This is a genomic window from Sorangium sp. So ce385, from assembly GCF_051474135.1.
GTDB classification, from domain to species: domain Bacteria; phylum Myxococcota_A; class Polyangia; order Polyangiales; family Polyangiaceae; genus Sorangium; species Sorangium cellulosum_D.
The window spans coordinates 8,477,226-8,494,886 of sequence record NZ_CP150337.1 but is presented as its reverse complement, the minus strand read 5'-3'; the positions used below and the strand labels follow the sequence as shown (position 1 = coordinate 8,494,886).

Below are 17,661 nucleotides of genomic sequence, written 5' to 3'. Positions count from 1 at the left end.
GCGCTCAGCGCGCCGCGCTGGCCGCGTGCGACGGCCGCCGCCCCGACGTCACGGCCGGCGCGGCGCCCGCGACGAACCTGACGCGCACCGGCCTCGGCCGGAGCGGCGGCAGCGAGCGCGCGAGCCGCTCGTAGGCGTCGCGCCCCACGCGCCGCTCCTCGTGGACGAGCGTCGCCCAGATCTCCGCCTCGCGCGCCTCCGCCTGCTCGGCCGCGCGCGGATCGAAGCGCAGCCCGCGCTCGATGGCCGTCGCGCCGGGCACGCCGCCCTCGGCGCGCCGCGCCGCGCGCTCCCGGAAGACGCCCGGCCCGAAGCGGTCGTACTGGAGGATCGTGTGCGCCGTCGACACCGCGCCGGCCCACGGATAGCTGCGCAGCGTCCAGCCGCGCGAGAGGTCGGCGAGCCGCTCGTCGACGTCGGCGCGCTCGGCGTCGGTCTTCCACGGCTCCCGCGGGACGAAGAACAGGCCGAGCCCGAGCTCGTCGCCCTCCAGCTCGAACACCTCGTCGATGCCGAACCGCTCCGGCGCCTGCGCGACCAGCGAGCCGTGCGTCAGCCCGAACTCGCCGACGATGTACACCGCGAGCGCCTCCCGCCGCTCGCGCAGGAAATCGAGCGTCGCGACCGCCTCGGCGTGCGTCTCGGTGGGGAAGTCCGTGAAGCACATCGCCTCGGCGGCCACGCCCGCGGACGCGAGGTGATCGATGACGTCGGAGACGACCTCGACCGGCGCGCCCTTGTCGATGAGGCCGAGGACCCGCGGCGACGCGGACTCGACGCCGAGCGCGCAGGCGACGGCGCCCGCGCGGCGCAGCACGTCCGCGCGCTCCCGCGTGAGGTACTTCTCCGGCTTGAGGTCGGTCGCCCACCGCACGTCGAGGCCGGCGTCGAGGATCGCCTGCGACATCTTCACGAGCGTCTTCGGCGCGACCGAGTCCTGCGACAGGTAGAAGTGGCGGGTGCCGTGCCGCGCGGCGAGCGCCCCGAGGTGCGCCACGATCGTCTCGACGGCGCGCTCGCGGTACGCCGCGGTGCCGACCTCCGCGAGCCCGTAATGGCAGAACGTGCACTTGCCCCAGTAGCAGCCCCGCGTCGGGTCGTACGGGAGCACCAGCGTCGGCGCGAGGTACGCGCCGACCGGGAGCCCGTCGAAGTCGGGCGCCGGGAGCGCCTTCAGGTCCTCCATGCCGTGGCCGGGCATCCAGCGCGCGCCCATCAGCCGGTCGCGCGCCACGACGTTCGGCACGTCGCGCAGCGGCCGGCCCTCGTCGAGCGCGCGCGCGAGCGCGAGCAGGGTGTGCTCGCCCTCGAAGAGGCACGCCGAGTCGAACGGGCCGAGGGCGCGCGCGAGCCGCTCGCCCGAGAGCCGGAGGAGCAGCTGCGTGACGCCGGGGCCGCCGCACGTGACGTGCGCGCCCGGCAGCGCCTCCTTGATCTTGCGCGCGAACGCGTACGCGGGCTGGAGCTGGCCCGGGAAGCACACGGAGAGGCCGACGATGTCGGCGCGCGCGTCGCGGAGCCGGGGCACGAGGACCTGCTGCACCCAGGCGTCGAACGGATCGTGCTCCGGGAGGCTCGACCGGGCGATCTCGTCCATCGACATCAGGCCGAACGGCGTCCGGTACGCCGTGAAGTCGAGCTTGAGCGGGTGGTGCGTGGCGGACACGACGCCGAGCGCCGCCTCGATCGTCGCGACCGCGCGGGCGTAGGCGTCCGGGTCGTAAAAGGCGCCTTCGGAGCGGAGCGTGGCCTTGGCGCCCTCGACCGCGCCCGGGACGGCGTGCGCGTCGCCGCGCGCGCGGGCGAGGGCCAGGTACTCGAGCTGCTCGGCGTGCGGGAGCGCGGCGCGCCGGTCGAGCTCGACGAGGCGCCCCTCGAGCCGGTCGAGGAGCCCCGCCATGCGGTCCTGCGTGAGGAGCGCGTCGAACGCCTCGACGTTCGCGTCGACGGGCAGCACCTCCACGCCGTTCGCGCGGAGGAAGCCGGTCAGCATCGGCACCGCGAGGTACGGCGCCGTGGGGTCGCAGGTCGGCGGATAGACGAGCGCGATGCGCATGCGGGCGGCGGTCTAGCACAGGCCCGGAGGAGCGTCCGGGCCGGTCGACCGCGTCATCCGTTCAATCGGTTCGAGGACAGAGCTCGCGCCGAGCTGCTCACGGCTGCTCCGTGTAGGCATACAGGCCGATGTAGGTCCCGACGAAGCCGCCGGCCTGCTGCGTGCTCAGGATCTTGCCGTCGACCTCTTCCAGGAGGCTGACCCACGCCCCGGGCTCACGCGCGTAGGAGAAGCTGTAGGCGGGGCCCTGCGCCTCGATCTTGAGGTGGATGGGCGCGCCTGCGGAGAGATCGAGCGGCGCCGAGGCGATCACCTGGGGTTCGCCGTTCGCGCTGCTCCCGGCCTTCTTCTCCAGCTGGATGACCGGCTTGCCGTCCGCCAGCGTGACGCCCAGGAAGTAATAGAAGTCGTCGTTCTGGAACGCGACGAGCCCCGCCGCGTCTCCGGGCGCTGACGGCAGGTACTTCATGGCCGTGGAGGCGGTGGCCCAGCCGTGCTGCTGCCGCCGGCCGACGAACGACGGTCGCTCGCGCCGCCCGAGGTGAGCAGAGCGCGCCTTCAAGGTCAGCCACCCGGGCGACGCGGTGAGATCGTGCCATCGCTCGACGGGCGTGCGGATGAAGTTCCAGGCCGGGGCGAGCTCGTCGCCGTCGAAGTCATCCCGGTACGTGAAGTTGCCGCTCGTCGGGGTGGCCGGCGCCGGCTGCGGCGGCAGGGCTGGGGCGTCGTGCACGTAAGGCACCGTCTCCGTGCCTGCCGTGATGACCGGCCAGCCGTCGACCCACCGGACGGGCATCAGGAACGTCTCGCGGCCCGTGTTGTAGAGGTCGCCCTCGTAGGGCCGGGTGCCCAGAAAGACGGACCACCAGTCGCCGTTCGGCAGCTGAACGAAGTCGGCGTGGCCGGTGGAGGTCACCGGGAAAGGCCGGTTGCGATCGAGGTGGCGCTGCGTGAGGATCGGATTGCCCGCGTAGGGCTCATACGGGCCGGTCGGCGACGCGCTGCGGAACACCACCTCGGAGTGCTGATCGCCCGTGCCGCCCTCGGCGGCGATCAGGTAGTAGGCTCCATCCACCTTGAAGATGTGGGGGCCCTCGATCCAGATCGGCTTCTTCGAGATGTCGACGCCGCCGTCGACGATCACCGAGCGCGGGCCGACCATCTTCTGCGTCGCCACGTCGAACTCCTGGATCCAGAGCGCTCGGTGGCCGTCGTAGAGCGACGCGCCAGCCGGCGGGCCGTTGTTGACGACATAGGCCTTGCCGTCGTCGTCGAAGAAGAAGGAGGGGTCGATCCCGTCGACGCTGTTGAGCCAGGTGGGGTCCGACCATGGCCCCGCCGGGTCGGTGGCGGTCACGAAGAAGTTGCCGCCGCCGCCGACGAGCGTGGTGACCATGTAGAACACGCCGTCGTGGTGCCTGATCGACGGCGCGAAGATGCCCTCGGAGATCGCCTGGCTCTCGAGGTCGAGCTGCGAGGGGCGGTCGAGCACGTGCCCGAGCTGCGTCCAGTGGACGAGATCGCGGCTGTGGAAGATCGGGACGCCGGGGAAGTAGGAGAACGACGAGTTGACGAGGTAGTAGTCCTCCCCGACCCGGCAGAGGCTGGGATCAGGGTAGAACCCTGCGAGGATCGGGTTCGAGTACTCGCCTTCCCCGGCCGTGAACTCCTGATAGACCGGGTCCTTGCCCTCGTACTCGAACCAGCTGAACTGCGGGTTCTTGCTGGGGGGCATCGAGGTATCCGGGTCGCTGCCGCCGTCGCCGCCGGTGCCGCCGTCGCCGCCGTCGCCGCCGTCGCCGCCGTCGCCGCCAGTGCCGCCGTCGCCGCCGGTGCCGGAGGCGGGGCCGGTGCCGCCGTCGCCGCCGGTGCCGCCGGTGCCCGAGCCGGGGCCTTGATCGCCGCTCGTACCCGGGGGTGCATCCTCGCTGGTGCACGCGCTCACGAGGAGCGCCAGCAGAACGAAGGCGACGCGCGCAACGCGCCGATGGGAGCGCCCCGCCAGCCGTCGGCCTCCATCGACAGACACGAGCTTGCCAGAAACCCCGGACGACCGGGCCTGACTCGGCTCGCTCTCACGACCCCCCAGCGCGTCCCCGCGCCTCCATTCGCTTCCAGGAGGGGCACCGATCGCGGACAAGCTCTTCATGAAGAACACCTCGCTGGTCAGGCTGGACCCGACCACGTCAAGAACCTCGGCAAGCCTCGGGACTCGCCACCAACGACCAAAGGTCGCCCGGAGAGTACTGAAGCCTCCGCATGAGGAAAACTTACGAATACGTTTGAGCCAGGGTCGGGTCACCTGGCGGCTCGAGCAGCCGGCCGATGGCCTCGTGAACGACCCGGGCCGGGGCGCGACTCGTCACTGGATGCCCGGGGGCGTCGTGAGGCATGCTGCGTCGAGCTTCGATGAGCCCATCCACGCAGCACGTCGCGATCTCCCCCGTCGGTCCTGCCGAGGCTGCGACGGTCACCTGGCTCCTGCGCGGCCAGCTCCATGTCACCGTCGTCGTGAAGGCGACGTTCGCGCTCGTCCCGGAGGGGCGCATGGCCCTCGTGAAGCCGGAGCCCATCGCGCCGGACGAGCAGCCGGATCCGTCGGGCCGGGGGCTCCGCACCGCGGGCGACCTCGCGCCGTACCGCGCGCAGTGCGACGTCGTGGTGACCGGCCACGCGGAGCTGCCGCCGGCGTTCTCGTCGCCGGAGGTCATGGTCCGGCTCACGGTGGTGCAGGGCGGCCAGGTCCGCATCGACAAGCTGGCGCAGCTCGACGGCTCCGCGCGCGTCGGCGCGCGTCGATCGCATGTTCGCATCGAAGGCATGGGGCCGCTCTCCCGCTCGTCGCCGCCGCGCAGCCGGCTGCTCGGCGGCGTCGACGCGCGCCGCCTCGCGGGCCTCGGGCTCGACATCCCCGAGGGGCTCGACGCGAGCTACTTCCAGGCGGCGCCGGCAGATCAGCGCCTCGGCGCGCTGCGCGGCGACGAGTGGATCGTGCTCGGCGGCATGATCGCGCAGCGGCCGAAGCTCCGGACGCAGCTGCCCGAGGCCCGCGGCGCCGCGCGGCTCTACCGGAGGCAGGGCGCGGCGCCGCGGGCTGGAGAGCCGATCGCGCTCCGCGCCGACACCGTGCACGTCGACGTGGATCGGCGCTGCTGCTCCGTGGTGTGGCGTGGCCATCTGCCCGTGGAGGCCGCGGAGCTCGCGTCGCTGCGCGTGCTCGCGGGCGTGGAGCTCCCGGGGCAGCCGGTGGCGTGGGCCGATCCGTTCGGCGCTGGCGGCGCTTCCGCCATAGGCGCCGCGCCGCCCGAGGCGGCGTCGCAGCGAGGCGACAGGGGCGGCGCGCTGGAGGGCACGAGCCACCTGAGCCTCGAGGAGGCGGCCAGGGTGGTCGCGGCGCCCGTGACGCCGTTCGATCCGTGGCGCGCTCCGGCCCGCGCGGCGCGCTCGAGCGCCCCGCCGCCGGCTGCGCCTGCTGCCGCTGTCGCTGCACATCGCTCCGAAGGGCCCGCGCCGCGCGCCCGCGAGAGCGATGCGCCCGTGGAGACCGGCCCGGCCGCGGAGGCGGCTCCGCGCGGGGAGGCCGCGCCGCGCGGTGAGATTGCGCCGCATGGCGAGACCGCGCCGCCCGGCGAGGCCGCCGTGCTTGCGGGGACCAGCCAGCTCAGCCTCGAGGATGCGGCCAGGGCGGCCGCCGCTGCGGCGACGCCGTTCGGGGCGCGCCGCGCGCCCTCCGAGCCCGCGCGCGCGGCTGCGCCTCGCCCCGCCGCGCCGGCGGCGTCGCTGCCGGCCGCCGCCCCGCGCGCGGCGGCGCCCTCGCCCGCGCGGCACGGCGCCCGCGAGCTGCTCGGGGAGACGAGCGCCCTCACCGCCGAGGATGCGGCCAGGGTTGTCGCCTTCGCGGCGACCCCGTTCGACGCCCGGCGAGCGCCGGCCGCCGCCGCTGCCGAGACCGCGCGTCGCCCCGCCTCGTCGAGCGCGCCGCCGGCCCCGCCCGCGCCTCTCGCGCCGGCGCCTCCCGCCGTGGCGCACGCCCAGGCGGCGCCGCCCTTCGTGCAGCCACCCGGCCTCGGCGATGCGCGCGGTCGACCGGAGGGGCTTGGCGCGCAGTTCCTCGCGGCGATGGCCGACGCCGATCTGGCTTCCATCTAGCGCGGGACCGGTCGTGGCGGGCGGCGTCGTCCCGGCGCGCGGCTCGACCGGCGCGCGGCTCGACCGGCGCGCCCGCGACCGTCCCGGGGTCGTACCGGATTCGAGGGCCGTCATCCATTGCGGTCGAGCGGGCGCCGCACGTAGGATGGCATCCGGCTGAATGCTGCCCGCGGTCCGTCCGCGCATCCGCTCGGCTCACGTCGGTTCAAGGGAGAGTCCATGCACTTGTTTCAGGTCGACGGACTGGAGCACGAGCTCCGTGTGACGCGGTTCGAGGGGCGCGAGGGCATCTCCGAGCTCTTTCACTTCGATGTCCTCGTCGCCTCGCCGGAGAAGGACATCGCGTTCACGGACGTCGTCGGCAAGCCGGCGCTGCTCACCGTTCAGATCGGCGAGCAGCCCCGGCTCGTCCACGGCGTGGTCGCGAGCTTCGAGCAGGGGGAGGAGGGCAAGCGGCTCACGGCCTATCACGCCACGATCGTGCCCGACGTCGCGCGCCTCAAGCACCGCCGGAACAGCCGGATCTTCCAGGCGCTCACCACCCCGGAGATCATCGAGAAGGTGCTGCGCGCCGCCGGGATCCCGAGCGAGGGCTACCGCTTCTTGCTGAGCGGGGTTTACCGCGCGCGGGAGTATTGCGTGCAGTACCGGGAGAGCGACTTCGCCTTCGTGTCGCGGCTGCTCGAGGAGGAGGGCATCTGTTACTACTTCGAGCACGGCGAGGGCGGCCACGTACTCGTGTTCGCCGACAGCCCCTCTGCGCACGGGCCGATCGCGGGGGAGGGTACCGTCGTGTTCCGGCCGCAGCTCGGCGCGCTGTTTCAGGGCGAGCACGTCTCCCGTTTCCGGTACGTCGAGCGGGTGCGGTCGGGGAAGGTGACGCTGCGCGACTACAACTTCAAGAAGCCCGGCCTGTCGCTCGAGAGCAACGCCCAGGCGGACGCGGACGACGATCTCGAGGTCTACGATTATCCGGGCGACTACGACGCGCCCGGCGCGGGCTCGGGCCTCGCCAAGATCCGGCTCGAGCAGCTCCAGACCTCGCGCAGGACGGGCAGCGGCGAGAGCGCCTGCCCGCGCTTCGTCCCTGGCCAGACCTTCACGCTCGCGGAGCACGGCCGCGACGCCTTCAACCGCGAGTATCTGCTCGTCTCCGTGCACCATCACGGCCACGAGCCGGTGGTGGACGCCGTCACCGACAGCGACGTCCCGGCTTACGGGAACCGGTTTCAGGTCATCCCCTCCGACGTCCCCTATCGCCCGCCGTCGGTGACGCCGTGGCCGACGATCAAGGGGATCCAGACGGCGATCGTGGTCGGTCCTCCTGGCGAGGAGGTCTATACGGACGAGCACGGCCGCATCAAGGTCCAGTTCCACTGGGACCGGGAGGGCAAGAAGGACGCCCAGAGCTCGTGCTGGATCCGCGTGAGCCAGATCTGGGCCGGCGCCGCGTGGGGCGCGGTGTTTCTGCCGCGGATCGGCCACGAGGTGGTGGTCGATTTCCTCGAGGGTGATCCGGACCGGCCGCTCGTGGTGGGGAGCGTCTATCACGGCACCAACGTGCCGCCGTACGCGCTCCCTGCGGAGAAGACGAAGAGCACCATCAAGTCGAACAGCTCGACGGGGGGCGGCGGGTTCAACGAGCTCCGGTTCGAGGACAAGAAGGGCTCGGAGGAGATCTTCCTGCACGGCCAGAAGGACTGGAACATCGCGATCGAGCACGACAAGAAGCAGTGGATCGGGAACGACGAGATGCTCGAGGTCGCCCACGACCGGAGCAAGGTCGTGGGGAACGATCAGAGCGAGGAGATCGGCGGCCACAAGCGCATCGACGTCGCGAAGACCCACACCGAGACGATCGGCGAGGACGAGAGCCTCTCGGTCGGGGGCGACAGGGACGTCAGCGTGGGCGGGGATCACACGGAGTCGGTCTCGGGGAGCCAGTCGATCGACGTGGGCAAGAGCCAGAGCGCGTCGATCGGCGAGAACAAGAGCGAGTCCGTGGGGGGATCGAGCTCGGAGAGCGTCTCCAAGGGCAAGTCGACGAACGTGGATGAGGGCTACACCTTGACGGTGGGCAAGGACATGACGGTGACCATCGGGAAGAGCGCGAAGGAGGAGGTGAAGGAGAAGAAGACGATGATCATCGGCGAGAAGCTCGCGATCCAGTGCGGGGACGCCACGATCACGATCGAGAAGAACGGCAACGTCACCGTGCAGGGGAAGAAGATCACGGTGAAGGGCGAGGGTCCGGTCCGGGTCGAGGGGAAGAAGCTCGACGTGAAGAGCGAGGGGGCGGTGAACGTCGAGGCCTCGGGCAACGTGAAGATCAAGGGGAGCAACGTCGGGATGAACTGAGGCGGGCGGTGGAGCGCGGGCGCTCCGAGGCGAGCGGGAGCGGAGGAGCAGGGCGATGAGCGACGATGGGCGGGCGCCGGCGGCGGAGCAGGGCGGCGAGGTGATCCTGATGGAGGAGGAGGGCGGCGAGGCGGCGGCCTCTGGCGAGGCGGGGGTGGACGAGGCGGCGGGCGAGGCGGACGCGCTCGAGGGCGCGGAGGGGCTGCTCGAGCTCGTGGTCGCGGCGCACGAGGAGCGCGTCGCGGCGGAGGCCGCGCAGGCCGGGCCGATCGACGGCGTCGTGGTGGGGCGGATCGTGGGGTTCGGGCAGAACGGCGATCCGCTCGTCGAGGCGGCTGTCCTGGGAGGCGGCGGCGGCGTCCCCGCGCGGTCGATGACGGCGCTCGGGCCGGAGGACGAGGGGCGGGAGGTCGCGCTGCTGTTCGAGGGGGGGCGGCGCGACAGGCCGGTGGTGATGGGGCGGATGCACGTGGCCGGGGATGGCGCGAGCGCGGCGAGGCGCGACGGCGCGACGGCGACGGCGGACGGCGAGCGGCTGGTGTTCACCGCGGAGAAGGAGATCGTGCTCCAGTGCGGCAAGGCCAGCATCACGCTGACGCGGGCTGGCAAGATCCTGATTCGCGGCGCGTATTTGCTCACGCGGTCCTCCGGGGTGAACCGGATCCAGGGCGGCTCGGTGCAGATCAATTGATCTCGACGATAGAAGCCGAAGTCTTCGAGCAGCACGCCTCCGAGGCGGCGTTCCTGTGGTCGTACCGGGACGCGGCGGTGCTGGACCCGGTGTATGATCTCGAGAGCCTGGGTGAGCTCGACGAGCGGCTGGAGGCGCACGTCGACGGCCTCCGGCTCGCCGGCGACGCGGGGTGGGAGGTCTGCAGGGCGGCCATCGACGACGAGGAGCCGGGGAGCCTGTTTGCGCCCATGGTGCTCGCGGTCGAGCGGCGGGATCTCAAGGGCATCGCCGAGGTGCTCGACGTGGGCGGGGCCGTGCCGGCGCTCGCGCGGGCGCTGGTGTCGGCGCTGGGCTGGGTGTCGTTCTCGAAGGCGCGGTCGATCCTTCCGGGGCTTTTGTCGCACCGGGTCGGGCCGGAGCTGGTTGCGATCGGGATCGCGGCGTGCGCGGTGCAGCGGCAGGATCCGGGGGCGGCGCTGGGATACGCGGTGACGTCGAGCGATCTGCGCCTCAGGGCCAGGGCGTTGCGCGCCGTGGGCGAGCTCGGGCGGGCGGATCTCCTGGACGAGGTGCGGGGCGCGCTGGGCAGCGAGGACGAGGCGTGCCGCTTCGCGGCGGCGTGGTCTGCGGCGGTGCTCGGCGACGCGGCGGCGCTGCGGGTGCTCGGGGCCATCGCGGATCATGGCGGGCCGTTCGCGGAGCGGGCGTGCGCGATGGCGATGCGGCGGATGGAGCCGGCGCTGGCATCGACGTGGCTGCGCGCGATCGCCGGGGCGCCGCGGGGGGCGCGCGCGGCGCTCGCGGGGGCGGCGGCGCTCGGGGATCCGGCGCTGATGCCGTGGATCCTCGAGTGCATGGGGACGCCGGAGCTCGCGCGGATCGCGGGCGGGGCGTTCACGATGATCACCGGGGTGGGGCTCGAGGAGGCGAAGCTGCGGGGGGCGCGGCCGGCGGGGTTCCAGAGCGGGCCGAGCGACGATCCGGAGGACGAGGACGTCGCGATGGATCCGGACGAGAGCTTGCCGTGGCCGGATCGGGAGAAGATCGCGGCGTGGTGGGGGAGCCGGGGGAAGGAGCTGAAGCGGGGGACGCGGTACCTCCTGGGGAGGCCCATGGAGGTGGCGTGGCTCGAGGAGGCGCTGCAGCGGGGGAGCCAGCCGGCGAGGGCGGCGGCGGCGGTGGAGCTGGCGCTGCGGGGGGCGCGGCGGGGGGTGGTGGAGGTGCGGGGGCCGGCATGGGCGCAGGAGAGGGCGCGCACGGGAAGCTGACATTGCGCGACCGGTGAAACTCGGCGATCCTGCGCCCCTTCAGACGGATGCTGCAGCTCCAGAATGAGACTCCATTCGCGGCGACGATCGGGCTCTTCCCGGATACGGACGGCGTCGAGACGCTCTACGTCGTGGTCCGAGCGACGTTCGCGCTCGTCGGCTCGGCGCTGAAGATCGCGGAGAAGCAACGCCCCATTCGGCTGGTGGACGAGTACAGCGGCGACCCGGCTCGCTCCAGCCTGGCGCACGCCGGCGAGATGCACCTGCAAAAGCCGTCGACAGACGTGGTGCTCCTCGGCGACGCCTGGGCACCGCAGGCGCGGCCAGCCTCCGAGTGTGACGTGATGCTCCGGGTCGGCGAGGTGCGGAAGGTCGTCCGCGTCTTCGGTGATCGCGAGTGGAAGGGCGCCCTGGGGGAAAAGGTCTCCTCTCCGGCGCCGTTCACGCGGATGCCGCTCGTCTACGAGCGAGCGTTCGGCGGCGTCCTCGAGCTGGATCCCGAGACGAAGCGGGCCACGATCGATCCGCGGAATCCGGCGGGCGTCGGCTTCGCGCGCCGGGGCAAGCAGGGGGAGCCCGCGGCCCGTCAGCTCCCCAACATTGAGGATCCGGCCCACCTCATCGCGCACCCCGCCGACACGCCGCCTCCAGCGGGGTTCGGTTACATCGCGCCGTCGTGGGAGCCGCGCCGCTCGTTCGCTGGCACGTACGACGAGGCCTGGCGGAAGACGCGAGCGCCGTATCTGCCGACGGACTTCAATCCTCGCTTTTTCAATGTCGCGCACCCGGACCTGGTCTGCCGGCGTTACCTCGAAGGCGGAGAGCCGGTGGAGATCGTCAACGCCTCGCCGACGGGCATCTTGCGTTTTCGCCTGCCGCGCTGTCATCTCGGCGCCGAGGTGCGGATCGCCGCGGCGATCGAGCGCCCCGCGCTCCGCCTGGAGACCGCCGTCCTCGAGCCGAACGACGGCGCGATCGGGCTCCTCTGGCGTGGCGCGGTCCGCTGCGACAAGCGCTCGTTGAAGATCGACAAGGTCCGTATCGGGCTGAACGCGCTGGATCTCGGGGCGAGGTCGGGATGACGCCGCAGCGCGCAGTCGAGATCCTCGGCCTCGGCATGACCACCGCCGTGGGGCTGACGGCGCCCACGACGGCCGCGGCGGTCAGGGCGGGCGTATCGCTCAGAAGGGAGACCTCGGTCCTCGATCGGCGCTTCAAGCCGATCGTGATGGCCACGGTGCCGGAAGCCGATCTGCCGGCGCTCACCCCCGCGCTCGACGCGACGCCCGGCCTGACGGCGCGCCAGCTGCGCATGCTGCGCCTCGGCGGAGCGGCGCTGCGGGAGAGCGTGGCCGGCGTGGATCGCGTCGCGCGCATCCCGGTGCTCCTGGCGGTCCCAGAGCCGCACCCGGGGCGACCGCCCGTCGTGGGTCCCGGCTTCCTCCAGCAGCTCGCCGCGCAGGCCGAGGTCCCGTTCCACCTCGAGCGGAGCCGGGTCTTCCCGCAAGGGCGAGCCGCCGGCTTCGCCGCGCTGGAGGAGGCGATCGAGCGCCTCGCCTCCGGGAGCGACGGGTACGTCGTCGTGGGCGGGATCGACAGCCATCTCGACCTGTACCTGCTCGCCGCGCTCGACAGCGAGGATCGCATCCGCGCCGAGCGCGTCTTCGACGGGTTCATCCCGGGCGAGGGCGCTGCGTTCCTGCTCCTCTCGTCGGCCGGCAGGGGGGAGCGCGTCGGGCGTTCGCCGACCGCTCGCATCGACGGCGCGGCGTCCGCCGAGGAGCCCGGACACCGGTACAGCGAGGAGGTGTATCGAGGCGACGGGCTCGACCTCGCGTTCCGCCGCCTCTTCGCCTCGACGACCGGCACCGTCCAGACGGTGGTTGCAGGGCTCAACGGAGAGAGCTTCAACGCCAAGGAGTGGGGCGTCGCGTACATCCGGCATCGGGAGCGGTTCGCCGAGCGGTTCATGATGGAGCACCCGGTGGACTGCCTGGGGGACACGGGCGCGGCGCTCGGCCCGATGCTGGTGGGGCTCGCGGCTGTGGGGATCCAGAGAGGGTATCGACGAGCGCCGTGCCTTGTGTGGTGCTCGTCGGACTGCGCGGGGCGGGGCGCTGCGATGGTCTCGGGCGCTTAGGGGAAAGAGGCGAGGTGAGGGATGGCACAGACGGTGTTTGCGAACGGGCGCGGCGTGGTCCACCAGAGCAGCGGCGGGCTCAGCACGGTCTTTCCCGACGTCTGCAAGACGCCGTCCCCCGGCGGGCCGGTGCCGATCCCGTACCCGAACGTCGGGAAGGCGTCCGACACGTCGAAGGGGCCCAAGAAGGTGACGTGTGACGGGCAGATGCCGATGGTGAAGGGCGCCCAGTACAGCATGACCAGCGGCGACGAGGCGGGGACGGCGGGAGGGGGCGTCGTGAGCAACTCCACGAAGGGCGCGGCGGAGTTCATGATGTACTCGTTCGATGTGAAGTTCGAGGGAAAGAACGTTTGCCGGCTCGGGGACCCGCTGTTTCACAACAAGAAGAACATCATGGGGTGACGTATGACCCAGCTCGGTGAGTCGGTCAGCGTGGGGGAGATCGACCAGGATGAGTTCAAGTGCCCCTTCGAGCACACGAAGCCGGGGCAGGTCGACAACTCCCTGGGGAGTGACTCCGCCGCCCTAGGCTCGCGCCTCGCCGAAGGCTACAGCACGCAGCTGTGGGCCGACGACGGGGCCCGGATCGTCCCGAAGACGAAGCAGAAGCTGATCGCCGCGCGGCGTGACGACTGCCCGGAGCCGCCGGCTATCGTGGATGGTCAAGAGTACCCCTACTCCTCCTCGGCGCACCACCTGATCCCCGGCGAGGCGTCGCTGCCGAAGAGCGCGCTGATCAAGTTCATCTCCAAGGGGAGCAAGATCTGGGGAGACATCGGTTACGACGTCAATGGCGGCGAGAACGGCATCTGGTTGCCCACCCACCATGCGCTCTCGGCGGAGATGAAGGAGGGGCTCGTCCTGCCGGGAGAGGACCGTGCCCTCAAGTACTCGGAGCTCACCCGGCGCGTGAAGCAGCGGAACGAGGAGAACCAGGTCGTCGCGACCTTTCAGGAGCGGTTCACCTCCGCCATCATGGAACGAGCCAGGCGACAGTTCCACGACGCCCACCCTGACTACAGCGCGTTCGTGATCAAGGTCCTCGACAAGATCCAGGTGAACCTCGTCAATCAGAGCTCGGCGTGCAGCCAATGCGACGAGGCGAAGAGGCAGGGGGGCAAGCTCCCTCCTCCGCATGGGCTCGTGGCGCGGCTGAACAGCGTCTCTGCCCGCCTCTATCAGTTTCTGGTAGGTCCCCCGCAGACCTGGAAGCCGCCTCTTTATACGTCGCGCTTCGCGGCGAGCCTGGCAGAGCTGGAGCGCGCCTGGTTGCAGAGGCGAAAGTAACATGTCGGACTACTACATGCTGGAGTGCTACGCGTCCCCCGAACAGTGGGAGTACACCAGCGTCGACGGGCCCCCGCCCAGCATCGAGGGCGTCGAGAGCTGGATTTCGGGGAGGCCCTTCGGCGTCAAGGTCCGCGAGCCCATCGAGCTGTCCTGGGACCCTGACACCCGGGGCTCGCGAAAGTACCTCTACGACGCGGGCATCCCGCTCTACCACCGCGCGCTTTGCGCGGCGTTGAACGACGCCGGCGTCGACAACCTGCAGACCTACCGCACGTCCATCGTCGACCCTCGAAGCGGGGAGATCTGCAGGGATTACCTGGCGGTCAACGTCGTCGGCCTCGTAGCCGCCGCCGATCTCGGCAAGTCCGTCTATCGGGCGCACAGCGACCCGCCGCTCGTCGACTCGGATTTTGACTCCCTGGTGATCGACCCGGCGCGGGCCTCGGGGCTCCTGATGTTCCGGCTCGCAGAGTGCGTGTCCGGCGTGGTCGTTCACCGGCGAGTCAAGGAGGCCCTGGAGGCGAGGGGCGGCTTCGGGCTGACGTTCGTGCCGCCCCAGGAATGGATCGGGTGACGGTCGCGAGAGCAGGCGCGAAGGCATCCGGTCCGCGCCCGTCGCTCCGTCGAGGGGCGGCCCCCGCCGCTCGCCTCACCGCACCACCCGCAGCGCCCCGCCGCGGCTGCCGACAACGATCGGTATCTGCATCGTGCTCTCGTCCGCGTCCGGCGGCGTCTCTAGCAGCGGCTCTCCTCCGGGCCGCCGCAGCTCGCAGAGCCTCCCGCCCGCGCACGGCGCGAGCTCCACGTCCTCGCGCTCGAAGTCCGTCACGAACCCCCGCGGCGCGTACTCGGCCTGCAGGACGCCGCGCAGGCTCGCCCGGATGGCGCCCGCGTCGTCGTCGTAAGCCGCCGCGTACGCCTGCACCTTCGGCTCCATCTCGGCCACGAGCCCCTCCACGTCGGCCGCGCGCGCGAGGTCGCGCAGCCGGATCGCGTAGTCGCGCAGCGCCTCCTCGCCCGGGAGCGGCTCGCCCCCGGCCAGCTCGGCCGTGAAATCTGGCCCCGCGGCGTCGAACGCGAAGCGAAACGCCTGCGGAATCGGAAGCTCCTCGCCGCGCTCGTCCGCAACCTGCATCCGCCGGGCGAGCTCGCGCATCACGGCGAGCTCCAGCACCACTGGCCCCTCGCCCGGCGCCACCGCGTCGCCCTTGCCGTAGACGCGCACCGCGCCCTCGAGCTCCACGCCCCGGAGGTCGCCGGGGGAGCCGTCGTCGCGCGGCAGCGGAGAGACCTCCACGTCGAGCCGGTTCGCGCCCGCGACGAGGACCAGGTTGATCGGCGGAGCGAACCACTCGGGCTGCTCGCCTTCGGCCGAGAGCTCCACGACGGGCACGTCGTTCAGCCGCACGCGCACCCGGCACCGCTCCGCCTTCGTCTCGAGGTGGTAGATGGGAAAGCTCATCGTTAGTTAGGATAACTTATCGTTCGAACGGGCCTCCACCGCGTCGCGCCCTGTCGCCCCGCGCCCCGGCGGGCTCAGCCGGTGAGCTTCCGGAGCGGGCTCGCGCCGTCGTCCAGGTGCTTCTGGAGGCCGCGGCCGTCGATCGTGCCATCGACGTACGCCTTGAACCGATCCGCCTCGATCCAGTCGCGCCCCCAGCGGTCGCCGAGCGCGTCGAGATCCTGGCGGACGGCGTTCGCGAGCGCGTCGACCATCTCGGGCGTGCGGTGGAACGCGCGGTCGCGCTCGATGCGCGCCGCGAGCGCCCCGGCGACCTCGTCGACGGTCCACGCCTTGTCCGCGACGAACGCGCTCCCGGACGGCGTGAAGACCCGGATATCCCAGCTGTTCGAGAGCACCTTCGCCAGCGCCGCCTTGATCGCGTCGCGGCTCATGAACGGCGGCTTGTACTCCTTCGGGCTGGGCCACTCGACGTGGAGCCGTTCGCTCTTCGGGACCAGCGTGCCCTTCCACTTCTTGGTGCCGCCGATGCCCCACATGCCGACCGAGCCCGTCGCGGTGCACTCGATGCCCGTCCACACGAACCCACCGTCGATGCTGACGATCTGCGAGCGGTTCGGCTGGTTGATGCCGAGCGTGAGATCGACCTCGAGCGCCGTCTCCATCTTCGCGTTGAACTTGAAGAAATAGCCCGCCTCCGCCCGCGCGCCGAGGGCGCCGCCGATGCTGCCCTTGCCCTGCAACGCGGCCCCCGGCGCGCCGTCGGGCTTGTACCGGGTGCCGCTCACCTCGACCCCGAGCGAGCCCGAGACCTGGCCGAAGACCTGGAGCTTGAAGCTGTAGGCGCTGACGCCCACGCCGATCTCGAACGTGACGCTGAAGATGTCGAGCGCGGCCTTGATGTCGATGTAGCGGAAGACGCGGTGATCCTCCCACTCCTGCCAGGTCCACTCGGCCGCGAGCCCGCCCTGCATCACCTGGATCTCGAGGTCGACATACCAGCCGACCTGCGGCGCGTAGCTCTTGATCGTCTTGATGATGTCGAGCCCCTCCTTGATGAACTCGAGGAGGCTCCCGACGATCTTCGCGGCGTCGATCGACAGCGCCCCGCCGTCGCGGCTCAGCACGATCGAGTCCGCGAGCTTCGTGCTCGTCTCGGACTCGGGCTTGTGCTCGTGGGTCGTCTTCCCGCCGGTCGTGGTCGCGGTGTGCGACGACTTGCTCGAGGCGATCGTCAAGGTCGACGGCCTCCAGCCCTCCTCGCTGATCTCGAGCTTCTCCTTGACCGTCTTCTTCTTGGTCATCGAGAGCTTCGACAGCGAATCTCCCTCGATCGACCGCGACGACGCGGTGTACTTGTAGCCGGCCTTGAAGCTCTCGAGCGGAGGGAACTTGAGCTCCAGCTTGAACTGCCTCGGATTGTAGACCTCGACGCTGACCGGCCGCGGGCCCGCCCCGAACGTGTACGACGTCTTCTCGTTCAGCGCCCGCCAGAAGGGGGGGAAGGGGAAGCGCAGCTCGTTCAGCTCGCCGAGGTACGCGACCTCGCCCTTGTACGCCGTGTACCCCGCGCTCGCGCCCGACTGGCTCGCCGTGACCGCCGGGTGCCCGGGCGTGGTGAGCGCGAGCGAGGGGGGCATGCTGCCGAGGTAGTCGTCGCGCCAGTGGACGGTGACCGTGTCCTTGGTCTTGCCCTTGTCGGGGACGACCTGGATGAGCGCGCCGCGCTCGAAGAAGGGCCGGGAGCCGGCCGCGTGGTGCTTGCACTCGATCTTCCAGTCGCGGATCTTGACCTCGGCCTCCTTCGGCTTCGGCTCGGGCGGCTTCTCCTCCTTGACCGCCTGGCGCTCACCGCTCTGCGCCGGGGGCGAGTCGAGGCGCGCGATCTCGCGCCGGCGGACGAGCACCATCGTGCCCAGCGAGAGGCGCCGCGTGACCAGCAGGCAGAGCTGGTGATCGTCGGGCGGGAAGGCGAGCTCCAGCGCGTCGTCCTCGAGCGCGCGCAGCAGCCGGTGGCGGTTCGAGGGATCGTCGAGCAGGAGCCGCACGTGCCGTTCGATCGCGTCGGGATCGGTCACGGCGATGCCGTCGCCGGGGTCGGCCATGTCGAGCGTCGAGCGCAGCTCCAGCGGCTCGTGGAAGGAAGCGAGGAACATGCGGCTCAAGGGTTCACCTATGCGGGGCGCGGCGCGGCCATCGGACAGGAGAGCGAGGCGTGCTTTTCCTGTCAAGCAGGACCCGCGAAATCGGGGGCGGGCCGCT

General features: G+C 71.5%; 13 protein-coding genes. 9 read left to right on the top strand and 4 right to left on the bottom strand.

Annotation, left to right across the window (positions count from 1 at the left end; all coding sequences use genetic code 11):
• Positions 1–4: 4 nt before the first annotated feature.
• Entirely contained in the window at positions 5–2,056 is a 2,052-nt protein-coding gene (locus WME83_RS30875; protein WP_437313293.1) for a B12-binding domain-containing radical SAM protein, read from the bottom strand.
• A gap of 97 nt (positions 2,057–2,153) precedes the next feature.
• Complete coding sequence (locus WME83_RS30870; protein WP_437313292.1) at positions 2,154–4,001, bottom strand: glycoside hydrolase family 43 protein; 1,848 nt, start codon at positions 3,999–4,001, stop codon at positions 2,154–2,156.
• 464 nt (positions 4,002–4,465) lie between these two features.
• On the opposite strand from WME83_RS30870, the gene WME83_RS30865 reads away from it, so the two are divergent.
• The 9 genes from WME83_RS30865 to WME83_RS30825 all read left to right on the top strand — a co-directional run bounded on the left by WME83_RS30865 (position 4,466) and on the right by WME83_RS30825 (position 14,511).
• Positions 4,466–6,205, top strand: a complete 1,740-nt coding sequence (locus tag WME83_RS30865; RefSeq protein WP_437313291.1) for a DUF2169 domain-containing protein — start codon at positions 4,466–4,468, stop codon at positions 6,203–6,205.
• 219 nt (positions 6,206–6,424) lie between these two features.
• Complete coding sequence (locus tag WME83_RS30860; protein WP_437313290.1) at positions 6,425–8,563, top strand: type VI secretion system Vgr family protein; 2,139 nt, start codon at positions 6,425–6,427, stop codon at positions 8,561–8,563.
• A gap of 214 nt (positions 8,564–8,777) precedes the next feature.
• On the top strand, positions 8,778–9,254 hold the full coding sequence (locus WME83_RS30855; protein WP_437322067.1) for a DUF6484 domain-containing protein: 477 nt from the start codon (positions 8,778–8,780) through the stop codon (positions 9,252–9,254).
• The gene (locus WME83_RS30850) at positions 9,251–10,504 is read left to right on the top strand and encodes a TIGR02270 family protein (protein WP_437313289.1); all 1,254 of its coding nucleotides are present in this window, start codon (positions 9,251–9,253) and stop codon (positions 10,502–10,504) included. Before WME83_RS30855 ends, WME83_RS30850 begins: the two co-directional genes overlap by 4 nt.
• Positions 10,505–10,551: 47 nt before the next feature.
• Positions 10,552–11,586 (top strand): DUF2169 family type VI secretion system accessory protein, encoded by a 1,035-nt coding sequence (locus WME83_RS30845; RefSeq protein WP_437313288.1) that lies wholly within the window; start codon positions 10,552–10,554, stop codon positions 11,584–11,586.
• Positions 11,583–12,644, top strand: coding sequence for a beta-ketoacyl synthase N-terminal-like domain-containing protein (locus WME83_RS30840; RefSeq protein ID WP_437313287.1), 1,062 nt, complete (start codon positions 11,583–11,585; stop codon positions 12,642–12,644). The genes WME83_RS30845 and WME83_RS30840 overlap by 4 nt, the downstream gene beginning before the upstream one ends.
• 21 nt (positions 12,645–12,665) lie before the next feature.
• Positions 12,666–13,049, top strand: a complete 384-nt coding sequence (locus WME83_RS30835) for a DUF4150 domain-containing protein (protein WP_437313286.1) — start codon at positions 12,666–12,668, stop codon at positions 13,047–13,049.
• A 3-nt stretch (positions 13,050–13,052) separates the two neighbouring features.
• On the top strand, positions 13,053–13,934 hold the full coding sequence (locus WME83_RS30830; protein ID WP_437313285.1) for an AHH domain-containing protein: 882 nt from the start codon (positions 13,053–13,055) through the stop codon (positions 13,932–13,934).
• 1 nt (position 13,935) lies between these two features.
• Complete coding sequence (locus tag WME83_RS30825) at positions 13,936–14,511, top strand: hypothetical protein (protein WP_437313284.1); 576 nt, start codon at positions 13,936–13,938, stop codon at positions 14,509–14,511.
• Between the two features lie 75 nt (positions 14,512–14,586).
• Here the strand turns inward: WME83_RS30825 and WME83_RS30820 are convergent, their stop codons facing one another.
• Both WME83_RS30820 and WME83_RS30815 read right to left on the bottom strand, forming a co-directional pair.
• Complete coding sequence (locus WME83_RS30820) at positions 14,587–15,399, bottom strand: hypothetical protein (RefSeq protein WP_437313283.1); 813 nt, start codon at positions 15,397–15,399, stop codon at positions 14,587–14,589.
• Positions 15,400–15,473: 74 nt separating this feature from the next.
• Positions 15,474–17,564 (bottom strand): hypothetical protein, encoded by a 2,091-nt coding sequence (locus WME83_RS30815; RefSeq protein ID WP_437313282.1) that lies wholly within the window; start codon positions 17,562–17,564, stop codon positions 15,474–15,476.
• Positions 17,565–17,661: the final 97 nt, after the last annotated feature.